The following is a 17,308-nucleotide window of genomic DNA, read 5'->3' on the forward strand; positions in this document are numbered from 1 at the left end:
CTATCTTTTTTGGAGGAACGAATGCAGGCTTTCAAAGAATGGCTGGGTCCCCAGGTGCAGTTTCTAATGTTATTCCTTATGTTGTTGCGGGAACGACTGGATCAATAGTTGGTTTCTCTGGTTCTATCAATGTCAATAACCTTGCTCCTGGAATGTATCTCTATGAAATTTGCAAAAATGTTCCTAACAACGCAGTTAGTCCTCCTGCTAGTGACGTGGTCTCAACCATAACCATCGTAACTACAAGCACAATTACAGGCACCATTATCTTTTCAAGTCGTCCTTCAGATGGTGAAGGAGTCCCAACTAATAATGTGTTTGTATCTAACAACGCTCCTTATGTCTTGGCTCCTGCCACCATTGCTTGGACCAGTACCATTCCCGGAAATCCACTGCTTCGTGATGATGCTGTTAGTCTTTTTGCAAATCCTGACGTTACACAAAGTGCAGTTTATACTGTGTACGTAAATACAAGCATTTAAAAATTCCATATATTAAAATGAAATTAATGCCCACGTAATGAAGTAATCGGAAGTGGATCGGTTACAACTACGCAAATTTCCTTATAGGTGTATAGAACTCCCCAAAGCCACCAGGTCCATTCCCGTGTGGCTTTTTTCATCATGGCTTGCTTTAGTGTTTATGCACTTTCTTTTCTAAAAAAGCGCTAACCAGTTAGGAACCTAATAACTCATCATTTTATAACTCCCTTGTTAATCGGTTTACAATATCCCGTGTGATCTCTTTTAATCGTTGTTGGGAAATCCCAGCGTGCCTAGCCATACTGTTCAGACGCATTTCATCCATTGTATGTACCAAAAAGGTGTGGATGTTAATGATCCAGATGTACAGTCACTCGCTTGGTTCTCAAAAGGTTGTAATCCTAAAACACTCGTTACCTTTCGTTGGAACATTGACTATTCGTTTGTATGGTCCGAGGTAGGGACGTTAACGCCTGGTGTAGTTTTCACGGCCAACGAAGTTGTTGAAACCGATTTGAATAAAGAGAACTACATTGTACTGAGTAAAAATGACTCTGGCTATTTTTTTGAAGGCCAAAAAGACAGTGCTGGTGGTGTCCTTCATATTTATCAAGACGATTCTATTCCAAGCAAAGCGGCATCTGTTGGCATTGGTATGTCAGGTAATGGAACATTTGCTGTTCCAGCCCAGCCCAACATGACTGCTAAATTTACACCTCCCCTGATTCTTCCCACAGTCAAGGCAACCTGGTAGGCTGCTATTGTATGACCACTCCCGTTACTATTCCTTCATCAAATTCCATCTTGTAGATATCAGGCTTAGAAGTCGGATGAAAGTATCCCGTCATCATAGGCGGTTGTTCTGCCCCTAAAAAAGGCTCAGCTCCACGTTTGAAGCGATGTATTCGGGCACACATCGAAAACACTCTTCCAATAGGATGAAATGGAATCCAACCTTACGCGTACGCTGATAGGAACATTCTCACCGCTTCGAAAAATAGCGAAGCTCGGATGGGTATCTTGTGTAAGTAGACTAGCAGGGGAAGGGAGCGGATTAGGTGAAAGCTAACTCGCGTGTCAGGAAACAGACAGGACCGATTCAAGACAGATCAGTAAGGACAAAGCGCATTTTTTCTGCAAAAGCGGCGAAACCGACGTTTCAATTTGTCTATATGGGGGATAACTGGGTAATTGGTGGCAACTTAACTGGGGAGGCCATTTTCAATGGTGTGCTCTCCGGTACTGCAAAACAAAAACCTTCTTTTGTTATCCACGGCGGGGATGGCGTCTTCTCTGGAGGAGCCGACCAGTATCGCTGTTTGAAGTTCAAGCTAAAAAAGTATATTCCGGGTATTCCTTTCATCATGGTCCCCGGAAATCATGACAGTGTTATCACAGGAAGCAATCCCAACAAGATATACAATTTTGCCAACTATATCTCCAATTTTCCCCGAAAATTCACACCCGATCTCGACTTCGCGGTATCCTTTCTCCAAAACCGGGTCCGTGTCGTGGCTATGAACACGGTCCAAGGCTTCAACAGCCAGGGGCAGACCCTATATGGATTAACCAACAGGCAGCTGGACTACCTGGAAAAACAGCTCATTTCTTCTCGGTTCAACATCGTGACGATGCACGTACCGCTGAAGGAATGGACTTCTGGATTGAGCAAGCAAAAGGCCAGATTTTTAAAAATCATCAATCAAAAAAAGGTCCCTCTCGTCCTGCAAAGCCATGCTCATGAGTATAAGAAGGTGACGGGTAAAATAACCACCTTTATCACTAGCGGCGGCGCAGGAGCTGCACTAGATCCCGGCAATATTTTTCACTATGTACAGATTCAAGTAACCAACGGAAAGGTGTCCCAAATCAGTCGGAAAGAAGTGAATTGGATTGGATCAAATTTAGGCCAGGCCCCTTGCAATTGTAAGTGTAGCTCTACTCAATCAAGAATGAGGTCTTCCACAAAAGCAGCTAGAGTAAGGCGTTCAATTTCGGGGCCAAGCGTCTATGCCAAGAGAGCATCCAGACACGGCAGAAAGTAGGGTAAACTATGGCCAATCTCGTAAAAGGAACATGTGTAGGCGTCTTGTACGTAGATCAAAAAACAAAGCAGCTAGCCGTTCACAATGGCAGACTGTTGGTCCCGATTCCAGACTCCAATAAATTAACGGCAGAAGTAGTCATCATTCATGTACCAGGCACAAATCTTCAGCCTGAAGAGCTTCATATTAAAAATCCGCTGGCTGTTCTGCGCACACCGTACACGCCGCCTCCCTTATGCCGAAAGCAAAGCGGTGGTTCCAATGGGAGCATCGTTCGCTCAGGGACCTGCATTGCTCTGGTATTTGGCACCAATGGAGGATCGCAAGTGAAGAACGGACGGTTTTTATATGCTGTCACCAATACAGGGAAGATTGTTTGCTCATTGAAAATAGATCCCAAAACGAAAAAGATCGTGGGAAACAACATCCGAAAAGTAGTCTATGCCCATCTGAACCGCGTACCACAAGAAAAGCGACCAGAGAACTCCTCGTTTATCCCGCAGATCGTGGAAAGAACGAAAGTAGTTAAAGTAATGCCAATCCCTCTGCAAGCAACGAAAAAGAGAACGACTTAGTGAGCGAGAAAACTTGAAGAGAAGCGCCTCCCCCGCTGCATAAAAGCAGTCGATGGCGCTTTTTTTAACACTATTGGGATGAAGTTTGGCTGTTGTCTTACCGCACCAAGTGAAGTGGCGGAGATAATCGATAGGTACGAAGCTATTTTTATTTCAGTGTACACTTATCCGTTGCCAACTTTTCGTTTCCAGCATGTACTGAAAGAGGAGGTGACAGCTATGGCAGTAAAAAAATCTTCCCCCATCAAGCGGAAACTGAAACTGAAACATAAACCCAAAAGAATCCGAGCGAGAGTGATTCGCCTCGAAAGATTCTCCTTGAGTGGAGATGTAGGTGGAGCCAAGTCCTTTCAAATCGCACCGAAGCAAAGAAGGAACATTCAAGTGATCACAGTCGGGATCATTTCTTCGGCTTTTCTTGTGTTGAATGCTGCACGCTTCAATTTCCAAAACCGGAATATACGTTTGAGAGTGCAAGTGCGGGGGGCCAAGGCATTTTTTCAGTCAACGTCCAACAAACAGGATTTCCCAGGACCAAATAAAGTACTGTTTGTTGAATCTGCGGAAGCGAGAGCAGTTGAACTCGTTATTTCGGCTGTAAACGTCGGCAACAGCACAGCCTTTCTGCATCCACAAGATGGCTGGTGGTTGGACTTTCTCATCAACAAGCAAAGCTAAAGAAAGAGTTTTTCACGATTTCGCGAGATTGGACTCCCTGTTAAACAGACGAAAATAAAATCCTTTTGAAACGAACGGTTGCAATAGAACCACTATTTGCTAGGAAATTACGAGAATAACACCCTTCTTTGAATCGGATGGAGTCGATTGAAGGACAAAAATCACTACCAAATAAAACAGCGGTGGCCATGGACCAGAAAACCACTTTATAGCTCTAACAACTTGAATTTAAAGCCTGTAACATGAACTTACGTATATAGGTTAAAAGCAGCAGCGATTATCATCAATGAGCGTCAGGAGATTTTATTGATCAAGTGTCCGCGCAGAGGATGGGAGATGCCCGGTGGAAAAGTAGAAGAGGGCGAATCTCTCATGGAGGCAGCCATTCGAGAGACGAAGGAAGAGTGCGGTTTAGAGATTGAAGTGACAAAATTTTGCGGTATTTTTCAAGATGTTAAGCAAAGCCTCTGTAATGAGCTGATTATAGCCAAACCGATCGGGGGAAAGTTGATCACGACCCCGGAATGCTTGGAGGCAGGCTTTTTGCTCATTGGACTCAACCCCAGTAATTTTTCTCGATTATACAAAAAAGTCCCCTATAGGCAGACTTTTTTAAGTGTCTACTCTATAGGGGACAGTTTACAATGGAGGTGGATTTTTTACTAGGTGCCATACGTCTTTTTGGTTAAATTCCGGTACATCACTAGCATCGCGATACGCCAAGGTACGAGCATACCGAATGCGAGCAAGAAGAACAGTCCACCTGTTTGAATCGGTGTAAAGCTATCATTGATCATCAGTTTAATAATCAGTCGGATAACCAACAGGCTGGACAAAATGAAGAAAAACGCACGGGACCGTTTCAAATACACATCTTGCCCAATGATTTCGAAGCGTGACGTCATAATCAACGGAATCGAAAAGATAAGCCCAACTACAAAGGCTGCAATATCAAACTTGGGCGGTAATTGCGCCTCTGGGAACAAGAACATTGCAAACCCTGTCGCCATAAAGAAAGGCGGCAAAATAATGCTTTTTGCAGAAGCCGGCTTTTTTTGCCGACGCATTCTCACAATGATCACTGCAATAGCCATCACGAGAGGCAGCAGGATTCCCAAAACGGGAGAGGAAAGTATCTGCATGGAAAAACGCCTCCATAAGGTTCAACATACTTTCACTAGTGTACACCAAAGCATGGTCTGTGGGAAAGCGTTTGTCATGGTACGTTACATTCCGATACTAGGCAGCTGCTTCATCGTGAGAGCGTACATCCAGCTTATGCTTTTTACTGTAGAAGTAAGTCAATAAGCCAAAGAGCACTGTCACCGAGCCGATGAAGAGGAGGTAGCCGCTAATGCCGAGAAGGTCCAGCCCAACTCCTGTAATCGCGAGAGCCAACAAGAAGAATCCACGATCCAGCATGCTTTTGAAAGAAAAGAATCGCCCTTGCTGGTGTGGAGGTAGGCGCTTCTGGAAAATCGTTGCGGTGACCGGGAAGAAGAAAGCAACGACAAAGCCGAACACAGAGAAGGAAGCGAGCACCATGAATTTGTTATCAGCGAATGACATGCCAAACTGGGACAGCGCGAAGAAAAAGAGCATGATGGTGGACGCTGCCACAAGGTTTCTGCGGCCTATCCAACGTTTTGCCAAGAGCCCCCCAATCAAAATGCTGATTCCTTCTACTGCATAGATCCATCCCATGAGCTGAGGTTCCTGTTGTAGCTCGCTAAAGTTCAAGATCATCAGGTTCAGACCGCCAAGGAACAAGGTAATCAACCCGTTATTAATCAATCCGACAAACAAGGCCGGGTCCTGTCGCGAGATTGTCAGTACTTCGCGAAACTCGACTTTTTCCTGAATCTTCCGAGAAGTTACTTGCGGAATGCGGAGAAAGAGCGTGACGACAGCGAGTACAGCGTACGCGATGATGGAGCACACATACAGCATGGACAGGTCCATGGATACAACGAGTATACCGCCGATTGCCGTTCCTCCAATGCGCGAGAGGGTAGAGATATTCAAGTATGCGCTGTTCGCCTTGAGTAACTCGTCCTGAGAAAGGATGGCTGGCAAGGAGGCCTGCACGGTCGGAAAATAAAAGGCAGCAGAGCATTGCATCACGATCAAAGATACAATCATCCACAGAAGAGAATCGTTTGCAAGAGCTGGGAACATGAAGACGGGGCTGAGTGTTCGGACCAGGCTGGCAAACAGCATGATCTTGCCTTTGTCGTACATGTCAATTATCACACCCGCTTTAGGGGCGAGGAGGATGCTGACCACCAATCCACACATCAGAATCAAGCCCTTCACCGTATCAGAAGGAACGAGTTTCTGCATGAACGCAAGATTGGCAATAATCGAAATCCACATGCCCGCTCCCGCGACGATCTCTCCGCTCATTAAAAGCAGAAAGGTACGATTACGCCATAACATGAGAGCCACTCCAAACATTCGTTAGATAGGTAAAAATTTGAACCGATCCATTCATTTGATAAAAAGCGATTTCTCTAGTATAGCATCCATGCAAACGCTTGTATATTTATTGTCTTTGTGGGTATTCTTCGTATTCATAACGGACAAACTAACGCAATACTGCGGCCATTACGCCCAAAAGGAGCTATTCGTAAATGGCGCGAAAACGCACGTTGCTACTGTTGATTGTGTATGGATTCGCTGCGACACTCACGATCTTTTACGGACTGGTGGAAAAGCATAGCGTCATTGTCACGTTCTTTTCTTTTCATGTGCTCGTTTGCATTTGTATCCCCGTCATTCACGGATGGTGGGAAGGAGATTTGCGAAGACACTGGCGTTTAGCGTGGGGAAGGTTTGAATGGCAGGGTACTTTATACGGGCTGGCATTTGGTGTTCTTATGTTGACAGGAGTGCTGGCTGGGCTATGGTTGCTCCTGCAGGAACCAGGAAGACCTGAAGCCGTTCGAACAGGTATGGAGGCATGGGGGATTGAACGCCGCTGGATTTGGGGTTTTTCGTTCTACCTCGTTTTCATTAACTCGATGCTGGAAGAGTTGTTCTGGCGAGGCTTCGTATTGCAGCGGTTGCGCGCATCCTTATCCCGCTTGATGTCCATTTTTCTTTCCAGCTTTTTTTATTCCTTGTATCACCTGATTATCTCTACGATCCTGTTTGGTTTTCGAAACGGCTTGTTCATTACGGCGATGGTTTTTGGAGCAGGGCTAATTTGGGGATGGATGAAAGGAATGTTTCCTTCGATTTACCCAAACTGGATTAGTCATTTGTTTGCGGATTTGGGTCTCGCACTAGCTGTGGTTCTCTGGATTTATTGACCGGATAGGAGGGCGAAACGGATGCTGGCGATTCATGAAGAAACGAGACTTCGCAAGCGATTGCTTAGCGTACTTCGGCAAAACAGTGAAGCATTTCAACTCTATTATGACACGTATGGTTATACCCCAATCGAGCCGTTGCTGGACTATCTTCATACGTTGAAAGGGTGCTCATACATAGCCAGGCAAGATCTTCATCAAGTCGTGGAATTCGATCCGGAGCAGAGTATCGAATGGGACGGGGGAGCGCTCATTCGAGCTACGTACGGATTTTTGCCCACGATTGCAAAAAGCAAGCTCATCGAGATTGTACCACCTGACGTTCTTTATTACGGGACACATCGAAAGTTATTGAAACAAGTACTCACTGGCGGTCTGTTGCCGATTGCCAGTGAGTATGTGCAGCTTGCGGAAAGGCCGGAGCATATTGGAGAGCCGACAGACACATTGCGCCTCGTCACTGTGAAAACAAAGGAGGCTCATGAAGCAGGCATTTGCTTTTACCGAGTGGGTGAGCGCTATTGTTTAAGCGATGCTGTCCCGGCCAGTTATTTGCAGCTGTACGCAGACTAGTTCGACTCGTTGTTTCGGCGTGCTTCGCGCATTTGCAGCTGGTGCTTGCGTTCTGCCAAAACGTCGCTTCGATCCCTCAAGGTATGCTTATTCAGCAAGTAGGCGTCTTGCATATCGCTATCCCGATGTTCAGGGTGATTTTGCATCGTACAAGCCTCCTGATACGCCTGTTTCAAAGCATCGGACATGGGCAGGGACAGGCTTCGATAAGGCTGGCCATTTTGGATTTCCGTCAGGCGCTCTTCAAGCAGGTTCGCGAGACTGTCACTATCCAATCCAAGCTTTTGGATGTCTAGATGATGTTTTTTGACAAGGGATATGGCGCTTGTGAGCATTTTAACTGCACCTGACTGATTCCCGCGTCTCTGGTGATAGAGAGCGACGGAGATTTGAATCAAACCAACCCACACTGGCTGTCGCTCATGTGGAGGAGCGCTTTTCCAATACTCCTCGAGAATCTCATGACACTCAAAATAATCGCGTTCTACATGAAACTGGATCAAATAATCCAGATACGGTTGCGGATACATGGTGATCTTCACCTCACTGCTTGGTTTTCAATGGATCGTTTATGTACTATTATAAAGCATAGAGAGTAGAAAATGAGGTGTAAAACCATTTATGACAAGAGATGAACTCGTAGCCGTATTGGAAAAAAAGCGAATGACCGAAATCATAGAACTGATCGAGGATGCTGAACAGGGAGAACTGGAAGAGCTTGAGCTCGTGGAAAGCCTGGGATTGCTCATGGATCAGGAGTTGAACAAAGAAGTCCTTTCGTTATTGGAGAGCTTGGGTGTCGCCATTATTTATTTGAGCGGCGATGAAGAAGACGAAGAGGAAGAAGACGACGAAGACGACGACAATTAGTAAAAAAGAGAACCAACCTTGTGCATGGTGCCAGGTTGGTTTTTGCATTCCTTACTTTTGCGTCCATACGCGATTTTTATTTCGTGTAGCGGGGAACTTTTCCCCTCTGGAAAGCTCGATGATCATCGGGTTCTGCACACTTGCACCGGACTCACCAATCTCCATGTATACGGCATTTTTCGGAGACTTTTCTCCTTCACGAAAACGGCTGTGTTCTCCCACGGAGGCACCTTCTTCCTAAGGAATTGTCATCTGAATTAGTATGACCCGGTACACTCGCTTCATGCTTTCCCTTCTATTGACGATAGATTTTGAATTCCTATACGATCATTTCAATTATTTTTGGAGAGGTGAATACATGCTACCTTTGACCTTGAAAAAGGAATCAAATATATCTTATCACGAGCAATTATACCAACAAATTTCATCCTCGATTCGAAGCGGTGAGCTGCCTTCCCAAGAGCAGCTACCAACGGTTAGGGAGTTGGCGGCACAGCTGAAAGTCAATTACAACACCGTTCGCAGCGTGTATTTGCGTCTCCAGCAAGAAGGGCTGGTTGATTGTCGGCAAGGGAGGGGGACGATTGTAAGCAATAGCGCAAGTGACACGTTCTTGACACGTAACCCGATCCATCTTGCTTTACTCGCCAAAGAAACCATTCATAAAGTAAAAGCAATGGGCTATACCATGGATGAATTCTCGCGCGTCATGTCCTGTGTTTTGCAAGAAATCAATCAGTTTCCGGTTCTTTTTTTGCGGTTCACAGAGCTGGAGGTCACTGAATATATGCGTTTGGTGCAGTACCATCTTCCGAGTGTGATGGTTGAAGGGAGAACCGTTGAGGATTTTTCCCAGCAGGTAGAATGCGATGCGAATTTTTTGCAGCAATACAAAGCGATCGTTATTCCACCTTCCGTTAACCTGAAACTTCTGAAGGATGCTCCTCCGATCGTCAGCCTTGATTTTATCCCGGACCCGACGACGGTGATCCCTGCGATGGAGGCCTACCCACGAAATACGAAAGTCGGGTTGATCTGTGCGACCATACGAGGTGGCGCGGGGATGATCAATGATCTCTACAACGCGGGCATCACGCATTTGGATATTCGGACAATAGAAGCGAACCATGCAGAAGTGTTTGACTTGATTACGACCTGTGACGTCGTGTATATTTCCAAGCCTGGCTATATGGTGAAGCCTCATTTGCTTACACTGCCAAAAGTAAAGGAATTTCAAGAAATCCCTGACCACCATGGTATTAATGAGCTGCGCAAGCTCGTTACCCATTGACCATACTGAATAGCCTACGAGACATCCGCTGATTTTGACCAGTGTATAGACTGATGTCCATGCCGATATGCCTTCACCTACATACCTTGTAGATGTAACGAACAGGAAGGAGTGAGGTTAATGAGTTGCGGATGCAGAAGATCTCGTCGCAGATGCTTTAAATGCTGCGAAAAGAAAGTGTACAGAAAGCATTGCTTCTACAAGCCACACTACAAAACCCATTGTAAACCATACGGTCGTAGTTGTGGACACGGTCACTTTGGCGGTTTTGACCACTTCGGGGGCGGCTACGGCGGCTTCGATGGTTACGGCTCCTCTCATGGTGGCGGTTACGGCGGCATGTACGGCGGTATGTACGGCGGCATGCACGGTGGAAGTAACGAGAGCAAGTATTAATAGAGAAAGGCGCCGTGGTGGCGCTTTTTTCGTTTTTTCGCAAGTTTTGCGCAATTTGTCGTACAATAAAGGAAAAGGATTAATGGAGGTATGGATATGCAATTCCTGAATGGGAAAGAGGAACGAATGTGGGCGATGATCGTACATCTATCTGCCTTCCTTGGTTTTATCGTTCCGTTCGGCAATGTACTAGGACCTTTAATCGTATGGTTAATCAAGCGTGAAGAGGGAGCCTTTTTTTATCAGCATGGAAAAGAGGCCCTGAATTTTAGTATCTCGGTAACGATTTATGCCGCCATTTCAAGTTTGTTGATCATCATTTTTATCGGCGCACTATTAGTAGGAGCCCTCTTTATTTTTTGGGCGATCTTCGTTATTATCGCTGCGGTGAAAGCGAATGAGGGAAAAGAATTCCGTTACCCGCTCACTCTCCGGTTTATAAAATAACCGTTCTTGGAAAAGTCGTTCCACTTGGGACGGCTTTTTGTATTTATTTGAATTTTCTATTTAAAAGGAGGGTGAACAGTCGTTCATCTCGAATTACAAGAGAGTGTAGTCGGTGAAGGGGGAGTCAACATGTTGACGGGAGTGACGATAGTTGATTTTTCTCGCCATCTTCCAGGTCCGATTTGTACCATGCGCCTGGCTGATTTGGGGGCAGAGGTCATCGAGGTGGAACCGTTTCACGACAAAACTCACTCACCGTTAACGAGGCCTTCTCATCAGGAAGCTAGAGAGACGGGAGCGTTTTACCTGCGTTCACATCGCAATCATAAAAGTATTTCCTTGAATTTGCGGACGAATGAGGGAAAAGCGCTCGCGTTTGCTCTGGCCAGACAGGCTGATGTTGTGGTGGAAAGCTATCGACCAGGTGTGATGCGACATTTGGGACTGGATTACGACTGCCTGTTCGAGATGCACCCTGCTGTCATTTATTGCTCTGTGACGAGCTATGGACAAAGCGGCGAGCTATACCAAATAGGGGGGCATGACTTGAATGTCCAGGCAGTAAGCGGATTTCTCTCACTGGTTCGCGATCTGGAAGGAAAGCCTGTCGTTGCAGATATTCCGCTTTCTGATTATGCGCTTGGGTTGTATGCCAGTGAACAAATATGCGCGGCGCTTGTTCAACGTGCGCGGACAGGACGAGGAGCTTATTTGGATGTTTCGTCGGCTGACTTGTTCAGTTCTTGGACAGGGCTTCATGCACTGTTTATGTCATACAGCTCCTCGGTTGGACGGGAGACCGGGAGAGGGAGTTTGCTGGCGTATCAGGTCTATGAGACAGCAGATGGTCAGTATGTCGGACTTGCTGCGTTGGAAGAAAAGTTCTGGCTCAATTTTTGCCGCGCGGTAGGAAGAGCAGACTGGGAGCTATGCCACCGAGCTAGCGTTTCTCAGCATCCAGAGGTGTTTGACGATATGAAAGCACTGTTTCTGTCCAGAACCCAAGCCGAGTGGAGTGAGCTGGGCAGTGAAGTGGATTGCTGTCTGACCGCCGTTGAAGATTGGGAAAACTGGGCAGACAATCCATACGTTGCGAACAGGGAGATAGCGTATACGCTGCCTTATCTAGAAAAGAAGTCGCCCGATCAAGAGGGGAGTCTCGCGCATCGTTACAGGGCGGAGAGGTTGTCACCCCCGTGGCACGCCGATTACACGTACGAGCTGCTCAAACGCAAGCTAAACCTCACAGAGGAGGATTTGGGCAGGCTGCAAAGGCAGGGGGTAATTCCTGCCGCTTCTTTATAGGAAAGGGTGAGAAATATGATGGAGCAGGATCATCAAACGCAACTGATCGTAACAAAAGCTGATGGAATCTGCACGATTACGCTCAATAGACCACACGTTCTCAATGCGATGACGGTTGAAATGTTTTCCCTTTTGCAGGACGGGATCGCAAAAGCTTCAGCAGATGTGGAAGTCGATGTGCTTATTTTGCGGGGAGCGGGGGGGAACTTTTGCTCCGGTGCTGATTTGGGTGTGCTGACTGCGCTGACGGATAAGAGTGACGCTGATCAATCAATGACGATCATTAATGATTTCATCACCAACTTGCATCAAATGCCGAAGCCTGTGATTGCAGTCATCGAGGGAGTAGCCGTCGGAGCGGGACTCAATCTCGCGTTGCATGCTGATTTTGTCATTGCGAGGGAAGACGCCCTGTTGCAGGAGCCTTTTGTCCAGATCGGTCTGACAACGGATTTTGGCGGGACATACCTTATGCCAAGGCTTGTTGGTACGGCGTGGGCGAAGCGTCTCGCACTGCTGGGAGAAAAGATTACAGGGAAAAAAGCGGAGGAAATCGGCTTGATCTATCGAGCGGTAGATGCCAATCAAGTCGAAAGTGAGGTTGAAAAATTGGTAGCTACGGTACGGCGCCTGCCGAAGCAAGCGTATGCCGTCACAAAAGAAGGATTGGGACGCTGCCAGGCAAACGGCCTAGAATATGCACTGGCCTGGGAAAAGCAACAGCAGCCGTCCCTGATCGCACGTCCTGAATTTCAGATGCTTGTACAAGCGAAGCTGAAGCGGACGTAGCGATGATTTATTTTGGCAGTGGGATGTTTAGTTCATGAATGCGCTGTCCTGTCGCTGCGCTTTCCTCGAACAAAGAGAGCACAGGTGATTTTGCGCTCGGATCCAGCTTGAGGTCGATGGAAAAGCTCCCCCATCCGGGAGCACCCGTGCTTGCTGTCACAAAGCTATTGGCCAATGTCTTGTCTCCGTCCGTCACGACGAATCGAACGTTGGCTTCGTTCACGCGTGCTTCACCCTTAATCGTATATTGTCCTTCGCCTGTTTTGGTGATCGTAATATTTCGAAACGACTCATTCTCATATCGTCCCTTGTCCTCGCCAACAGGATGAGAATGTGTGCTAGCTGCTGCGAGCGGAATGATGGTGGGGAATGATACAGCAGTCAGGCTCATGGCTAGTAAGCAGGTTGTCAGCATGTTTGTTCGATATTGCATGTTTTTTCTTCCTTTCATTCGTTTTCCTCTCTAGGTTGGCGAAATTGGAATAGAACTATTCTCGGGAGTATATGACAACTCCGTGAAAATGGATGAGATAAAAGTCCAAAGGGAACTTTATCCGTTGAGCAAAGGGCCATTCTGTGATAAAGTAGGGATATCAAGATCCTGCGATGTACGATAGGCCGTAAATGTTTCTAACCTTATACGTGTTTTTCGGGAGACGGAAACTGTGATGGATGTCAGGCCCACCTCCTTTTGGGATGCATGGGAAGGCTGAAGTGCAGAAGGGTCGCCCACCTGTGTGAGCGCAGGTTATAGAAACATGAGGTCAACGGCAGAGCGGGGACTTGGCCGTTTATGAATGCAATGAATTGCCGATAGCACAAAAAACCACTTGGAATCTGCTTCCAGGTGGTTTTTGTTTTTTGTACGTTGATTAATGGGTGGTTTTGTTTTGTTTGCCCGAGCCGTGGCCCTGCCCTTGTTTTTGGGAGCCTTGGTCTTGATCTCCGTGATCGACAATGGTCAGGTCTTTCTCAAGTGTTTGGGAGTCTTGGGCGTCTTGAAGAATTTGATACATTTGCAGGAAGTTTGCTTTTTGCCCCTCGGGAATTCCTTTAATGCGAACCGTCAGCTCTTGCGGGCCGCCATTTTGCTGTTGCTGTTGCTCACCTTGGCTATTCCCTTGCCCGCTGTTTTCATTTGAACTGGGTTGCTCATCAAGAAAGCTGAGAAACATCGAGTCGCTGTCTTGGTCTTGTTGGTTGTTTTGTCCGCTGTTTTGTGATTGCTGTCCTTGTCCGTTTCCGCCTTGTCCGCCTTGCTGCTCAAACAGCACGTTGAATTCGTTAAGATCGGTCTGGATGATGCCAATGACGTTCATCCTGATCCTCCTTCCAAAATAGAAATGATGCTTCAGCCCGGATGTTTGGAATGATGGACACCGTGCCGTTGCAGGTAACCATGGAAAAAGTATTCGACCACCGTAATGGCAAATGCCGTCAACAACAAACCAGATAAGGATATGGTCTGACCAAACAAGTAACACCCAAGCCACAAGGAGGCATACACGAACAAGAAATCAGCGGAGCTCGCAAACGTATTGTTCGTACGTGGGAGGACTGTCAAATCAAGTACATAACCCAGTAAACTGACAATCACGCTTGCGAGCACTGCAAACATAAGGGACGTCCCCGACCACCAAAGCCCTGGAATGGCAATGATTCCGTTAAACAAGAGCTTGAGAACGATGTTCAAAGAGCGAACACCACCTTTCATGCCCTTAGTATGAACTTAGGTAGTCGCGCTATTCGTAGAAGAGGTGTTTGATTTTAAACGGCGGATCAGTGCTTCATCTGGTGTCACATACAGCGTTCGTTGCTGCTCGTAGATCACATAACCAGGCTTGGCGCCACTCGGTTTTTTTACATGCTTGATGAGCGTGTAATCTACGGGAATTTGACTTCCTTCTTTAGCACGACTGAAATAAGCCGCCAGATTCGCTGCTTCAAGCAACGTCTCATCCGAAAATTCCCGAGCACGGATGACGACATGGGATCCAGGGATATCCTTGGTGTGTAGCCATGTTTCTTGCGACGATGCGAGCTTGTTGGTCAAGTATTCATTCTGCTTATTGTTTTTGCCGACCAAAATTTCAATGCCTTCCGAAGAAAGGTACGTATCCAGCTCTGGTCGGATATCCTTTTTCTTGCGCGGACCGCGTTTTTTACGATCTCGCATGTAGCCTTGTTCAACGAGCTCCTCGCGAATTTCTTCGGCATCTTTTAAGGTGGCATGTTCCAGTTGAACCAATACGCCGTCCAAATACAAGAGTTCAGCCTGCGCTTGCTCAATCTGCTCACTCACGATAGAAAGGCTGTTTTTGGCCTTGTTATACCGCTTGTAATACGACTGTAAATTTTCTGAGGGGGTCTTCAACGGATCGAGCGGAATCGTGATAGTACCTCCCGCTTCATCATACCAGTTGACTGTGACGAGCTCGCGATCCCCTCGCTTCATTTGATGCATATTAGCGGTGATCAATTCTCCGTACAGGCGGAACTGATCTGCTTCATGCGCATCTTGCAATGTTTGCTCGAGCTTCTCGATTTTCTTTTCATTTTTATTGCGTTCAGTGGTGACAAAACGAATTAAATCGTGCGCACGCTGCTTGACAGTGTCACGGAGCGCCTTTCCTTCGTAAAATGCCTGCAAGCATTCTTGGGCGGAAGGATAGGGGGTGGTAGCTCCGTTTGCGAGATGAGTCAGCTCGACGACGTGAAAATACGCTTTGCCGTTTGCCTGTACAATGGATGGCATATACTCATGAGCGTTGATTGCCTTCATCACCTGTGAAAAGGCAGCCCACAGTGTTTCCCGATTCGCGAGGCCAGCTCTGTGCAAAATTTCTTTGGCCAATAAGGGACTGATCCCGGTATAGCCTTCTACGATTTGCTTGTCCAAACGACCGCCGTTCCAGTCGAGGGAAGAAATAAACGCTTGCTCGGTTACAGTAAGAGGGTCGCGCTTATCTTGGCTCGGAGGAGAGACGTAAGGTCTGCCAGGCGTAACTTGTCTGTACTGGCTAATCGCGAGCGTCACATGCGTGGCGCTATCCAAAATTATTCCTGTTGCAGGATCGATGAGGATGATGTTACTGTGCTTGCCCATGATCTCGACAATAATTCGGCGGACAGCCGTGTCACCCAGCTCGTCCCGGGTGCGTACGTCGATGTGAATAATTCGCTCCATCCCGATTTGTTGGACAGATTCAATTACGCCGCCCTCACAATGTTTGCGCAATAGCATGCAAAACATCGGAGCTTCCAGCGGATTCGTGAATTCTTCTGTCGTGATATGAAGCCTCGGATAGGTCGGGTTTGCAGACAGGAGGAACTTTACCGTTTCTCCTTGTGTCCGTACTTGCATAACAATATCGCTATGGTGGGGCTGGTGGATTTTCGAGATGCGTCCTCCTACCAGTTTATGTAATTCCCGCGCAACGGAGCGGGTTACTACGCCATCAAATGCCACAAAAAGTCACCTCAGATCAAAAAAATGGCTAGAATATAGTATAGAGAGCTGCCAGTCACAGTGTAGCATAAGTCAGAGCAAGGAGGAATCTCATCGTAGTGGGGGTGCTTCGGTTGACACTGCCAAGAGTTGTCTCCTATAATAAATTAACGATTTTGCGTCTATGGAAGTGAAAACTTATGATTCGAAGCATGACTGGTTACGGTAGAAAAGAAGATAGCAAAGGCTCCATTCGAGCAACAGTCGAGATTCGTGCAGTGAATCACCGCTTTTCTGAGATTGTCGTGCGCCTGCCGAAAGCATGGAATATGCTTGAGGATTCGATTCGTAAGCTGGTTGCGCAGCATGTCAGAAGAGGGCGTGTCGATGTCACTGTCTCAGTGGAAGGGAAAAATTCTTCTGCTACGGTTATGGACATTGACTGGGATGTAGCTGAACAGCTAGTCTCCATTTCCCGCGAGATGACTCAGCGTTTTTCGCTAGAGACGCCTTTAACTGTCAAGGATCTGCTACACTTTCCTGGCGTGATACATACCAAAGAGTCAGATGACAATGTAGAGGAGCTGACAGAGTGGCTCCAAGACCTGGTCAAGGGCGCGGCATTGGATCTTGTTTCGATGAAAGAGACTGAGGGTAATCTGCTGCACGCTGATTTAGCCAGTCGCCTGACTGCCGTTAACACATGGACGCGGGAGATCTCCCAGTTGGCCCCACTTTGTAGGGAAGATTACAAGGGCCGACTTGAGCAACGCGTAAGTGAGTGGGCCGGTTTGACACCTTTTGAATTGGACCCTGCTCGTGTAGCGCAAGAGGTTGCCTTTTTCGCTGATAAAAGTGATATTAGTGAAGAGTTGACCCGTTTAGATAGTCATTGCCAACAGTTTGCCATTCAATTAGGCAAAGAAGAAGCAATTGGTCGAAAACTGGATTTTCTGCTCCAAGAAATGAATCGGGAAGCCAATACGATTGCTTCCAAAGCGAATCATTTGCGCATTCAGCATCTGGCTGTCGAGATCAAGACAGAACTGGAGAAGATGAGGGAGCAAATACAGAATGTCGAGTAGCATGAAAGGA

Annotated in this window: 21 protein-coding genes, 1 other RNA gene and 2 pseudogenes; 16 read left to right on the top strand and 8 right to left on the bottom strand. The window is 46.9% G+C overall.

Annotation, left to right across the window (positions count from 1 at the left end):
* From ACQ5DJ_RS25430 to ACQ5DJ_RS25455, 6 genes and pseudogenes are all read left to right on the top strand, one after another.
* Positions 1-482: pseudogene (locus ACQ5DJ_RS25430) on the top strand (hypothetical protein); the annotation flags it as partial.
* Between the two features lie 289 nt (positions 483-771).
* Positions 772-1,236: a hypothetical protein gene (locus ACQ5DJ_RS25435; RefSeq protein WP_429844868.1), complete on the top strand. Its 465-nt coding sequence runs from the start codon at positions 772-774 to the stop codon at positions 1,234-1,236.
* A gap of 304 nt (positions 1,237-1,540) precedes the next feature.
* On the top strand, positions 1,541-2,527 hold the full coding sequence (locus ACQ5DJ_RS25440; protein ID WP_429844869.1) for a metallophosphoesterase family protein: 987 nt from the start codon (positions 1,541-1,543) through the stop codon (positions 2,525-2,527).
* Between the two features lie 8 nt (positions 2,528-2,535).
* On the top strand, positions 2,536-3,102 hold the full coding sequence (locus tag ACQ5DJ_RS25445) for a hypothetical protein (RefSeq protein ID WP_429844870.1): 567 nt from the start codon (positions 2,536-2,538) through the stop codon (positions 3,100-3,102).
* A 219-nt stretch (positions 3,103-3,321) separates the two neighbouring features.
* Complete coding sequence (locus tag ACQ5DJ_RS25450; protein WP_429844871.1) at positions 3,322-3,780, top strand: hypothetical protein; 459 nt, start codon at positions 3,322-3,324, stop codon at positions 3,778-3,780.
* 261 nt (positions 3,781-4,041) lie between these two features.
* Positions 4,042-4,446: pseudogene (locus tag ACQ5DJ_RS25455) on the top strand (NUDIX hydrolase); the annotation flags it as partial.
* Here ACQ5DJ_RS25455 and ACQ5DJ_RS25460 read toward each other — a convergent pair.
* Complete coding sequence (locus ACQ5DJ_RS25460; protein ID WP_429844872.1) at positions 4,443-4,922, bottom strand: CcdC family protein; 480 nt, start codon at positions 4,920-4,922, stop codon at positions 4,443-4,445. The pseudogene ACQ5DJ_RS25455 and the gene ACQ5DJ_RS25460 sit on opposite strands and share 4 nt — an antisense overlap.
* Before the next feature lie 97 nt (positions 4,923-5,019).
* On the bottom strand, positions 5,020-6,219 hold the full coding sequence (locus ACQ5DJ_RS25465; RefSeq protein ID WP_429844873.1) for an MFS transporter: 1,200 nt from the start codon (positions 6,217-6,219) through the stop codon (positions 5,020-5,022).
* A 194-nt stretch (positions 6,220-6,413) separates the two neighbouring features.
* Here ACQ5DJ_RS25465 and ACQ5DJ_RS25470 point away from each other — a divergent pair, with 194 nt between their 5' ends.
* Entirely contained in the window at positions 6,414-7,094 is a 681-nt protein-coding gene (locus ACQ5DJ_RS25470; RefSeq protein WP_429844874.1) for a CPBP family intramembrane glutamic endopeptidase, read from the top strand.
* A 21-nt stretch (positions 7,095-7,115) separates the two neighbouring features.
* A complete protein-coding gene (locus ACQ5DJ_RS25475) occupies positions 7,116-7,667 on the top strand; it encodes an RNA 2'-phosphotransferase (protein WP_429844875.1) in 552 nt (183 codons plus the stop codon).
* Here ACQ5DJ_RS25475 and ACQ5DJ_RS25480 read toward each other — a convergent pair.
* The gene (locus tag ACQ5DJ_RS25480) at positions 7,664-8,197 is read right to left on the bottom strand and encodes a DUF309 domain-containing protein (protein ID WP_429844876.1); all 534 of its coding nucleotides are present in this window, start codon (positions 8,195-8,197) and stop codon (positions 7,664-7,666) included. The genes ACQ5DJ_RS25475 and ACQ5DJ_RS25480 overlap by 4 nt on opposite strands.
* A 91-nt stretch (positions 8,198-8,288) precedes the next feature.
* On the opposite strand from ACQ5DJ_RS25480, the gene ACQ5DJ_RS25485 reads away from it, so the two are divergent.
* Positions 8,289-8,537 (top strand): hypothetical protein, encoded by a 249-nt coding sequence (locus ACQ5DJ_RS25485; protein ID WP_144614220.1) that lies wholly within the window; start codon positions 8,289-8,291, stop codon positions 8,535-8,537.
* A 51-nt stretch (positions 8,538-8,588) separates the two neighbouring features.
* Here ACQ5DJ_RS25485 and ACQ5DJ_RS25490 read toward each other — a convergent pair whose 3' ends face one another.
* Complete coding sequence (locus tag ACQ5DJ_RS25490) at positions 8,589-8,759, bottom strand: YjzC family protein (RefSeq protein ID WP_017249478.1); 171 nt, start codon at positions 8,757-8,759, stop codon at positions 8,589-8,591.
* A gap of 136 nt (positions 8,760-8,895) precedes the next feature.
* On the opposite strand from ACQ5DJ_RS25490, the gene ACQ5DJ_RS25495 reads away from it, so the two are divergent.
* From ACQ5DJ_RS25495 to ACQ5DJ_RS25515, 5 genes are all read left to right on the top strand, one after another.
* Positions 8,896-9,828, top strand: a complete 933-nt coding sequence (locus ACQ5DJ_RS25495) for a GntR family transcriptional regulator (protein WP_429844877.1) — start codon at positions 8,896-8,898, stop codon at positions 9,826-9,828.
* Between the two features lie 120 nt (positions 9,829-9,948).
* Positions 9,949-10,224 carry a hypothetical protein gene (locus tag ACQ5DJ_RS25500; RefSeq protein ID WP_429844878.1) on the top strand — a complete coding sequence of 92 codons (276 nt, stop codon included), beginning with the start codon at positions 9,949-9,951 and terminating at the stop codon, positions 10,222-10,224.
* Positions 10,225-10,320: 96 nt separating this feature from the next.
* Positions 10,321-10,671 carry a DUF4870 domain-containing protein gene (locus ACQ5DJ_RS25505; RefSeq protein WP_429844879.1) on the top strand — a complete coding sequence of 117 codons (351 nt, stop codon included), beginning with the start codon at positions 10,321-10,323 and terminating at the stop codon, positions 10,669-10,671.
* Positions 10,672-10,800: 129 nt separating this feature from the next.
* Positions 10,801-11,976: a CaiB/BaiF CoA transferase family protein gene (locus ACQ5DJ_RS25510; protein ID WP_429844880.1), complete on the top strand. Its 1,176-nt coding sequence runs from the start codon at positions 10,801-10,803 to the stop codon at positions 11,974-11,976.
* 18 nt (positions 11,977-11,994) lie between these two features.
* Positions 11,995-12,765 carry an enoyl-CoA hydratase/isomerase family protein gene (locus tag ACQ5DJ_RS25515; RefSeq protein ID WP_429844906.1) on the top strand — a complete coding sequence of 257 codons (771 nt, stop codon included), beginning with the start codon at positions 11,995-11,997 and terminating at the stop codon, positions 12,763-12,765.
* Positions 12,766-12,772: 7 nt separating this feature from the next.
* Here the strand turns inward: ACQ5DJ_RS25515 and ACQ5DJ_RS25520 are convergent, their stop codons facing one another.
* Entirely contained in the window at positions 12,773-13,198 is a 426-nt protein-coding gene (locus tag ACQ5DJ_RS25520) for a Gmad2 immunoglobulin-like domain-containing protein (protein ID WP_429844881.1), read from the bottom strand.
* A gap of 162 nt (positions 13,199-13,360) precedes the next feature.
* Here ACQ5DJ_RS25520 and ssrS point away from each other — a divergent pair.
* A non-coding RNA gene (ssrS, locus tag ACQ5DJ_RS25525) (6S RNA) lies at positions 13,361-13,551 on the top strand.
* 86 nt (positions 13,552-13,637) lie between these two features.
* Here ssrS and ACQ5DJ_RS25530 read toward each other — a convergent pair.
* Genes ACQ5DJ_RS25530 through ACQ5DJ_RS25540 form a run of 3 tightly spaced genes read right to left on the bottom strand, consistent with a single transcriptional unit; the run spans position 13,638 to position 16,234 of the window.
* Positions 13,638-14,084 carry a hypothetical protein gene (locus ACQ5DJ_RS25530; RefSeq protein ID WP_429844882.1) on the bottom strand — a complete coding sequence of 149 codons (447 nt, stop codon included), beginning with the start codon at positions 14,082-14,084 and terminating at the stop codon, positions 13,638-13,640.
* 32 nt (positions 14,085-14,116) lie between these two features.
* Positions 14,117-14,458: a DUF2512 family protein gene (locus tag ACQ5DJ_RS25535; protein ID WP_429844883.1), complete on the bottom strand. Its 342-nt coding sequence runs from the start codon at positions 14,456-14,458 to the stop codon at positions 14,117-14,119.
* Positions 14,459-14,494: 36 nt separating this feature from the next.
* Positions 14,495-16,234, bottom strand: coding sequence for an Rqc2 family fibronectin-binding protein (locus ACQ5DJ_RS25540; RefSeq protein ID WP_429844884.1), 1,740 nt, complete (start codon positions 16,232-16,234; stop codon positions 14,495-14,497).
* A gap of 179 nt (positions 16,235-16,413) precedes the next feature.
* Here ACQ5DJ_RS25540 and ACQ5DJ_RS25545 point away from each other — a divergent pair, with 179 nt between their 5' ends.
* Complete coding sequence (locus tag ACQ5DJ_RS25545) at positions 16,414-17,298, top strand: YicC/YloC family endoribonuclease (RefSeq protein ID WP_429844885.1); 885 nt, start codon at positions 16,414-16,416, stop codon at positions 17,296-17,298.
* The last annotated feature ends 10 nt before the right edge of the window (positions 17,299-17,308 follow it).

It is taken from the genome of Brevibacillus sp. FIR094 (assembly GCF_050477165.1).
Lineage (GTDB): Bacteria > Bacillota > Bacilli > Brevibacillales > Brevibacillaceae > Brevibacillus.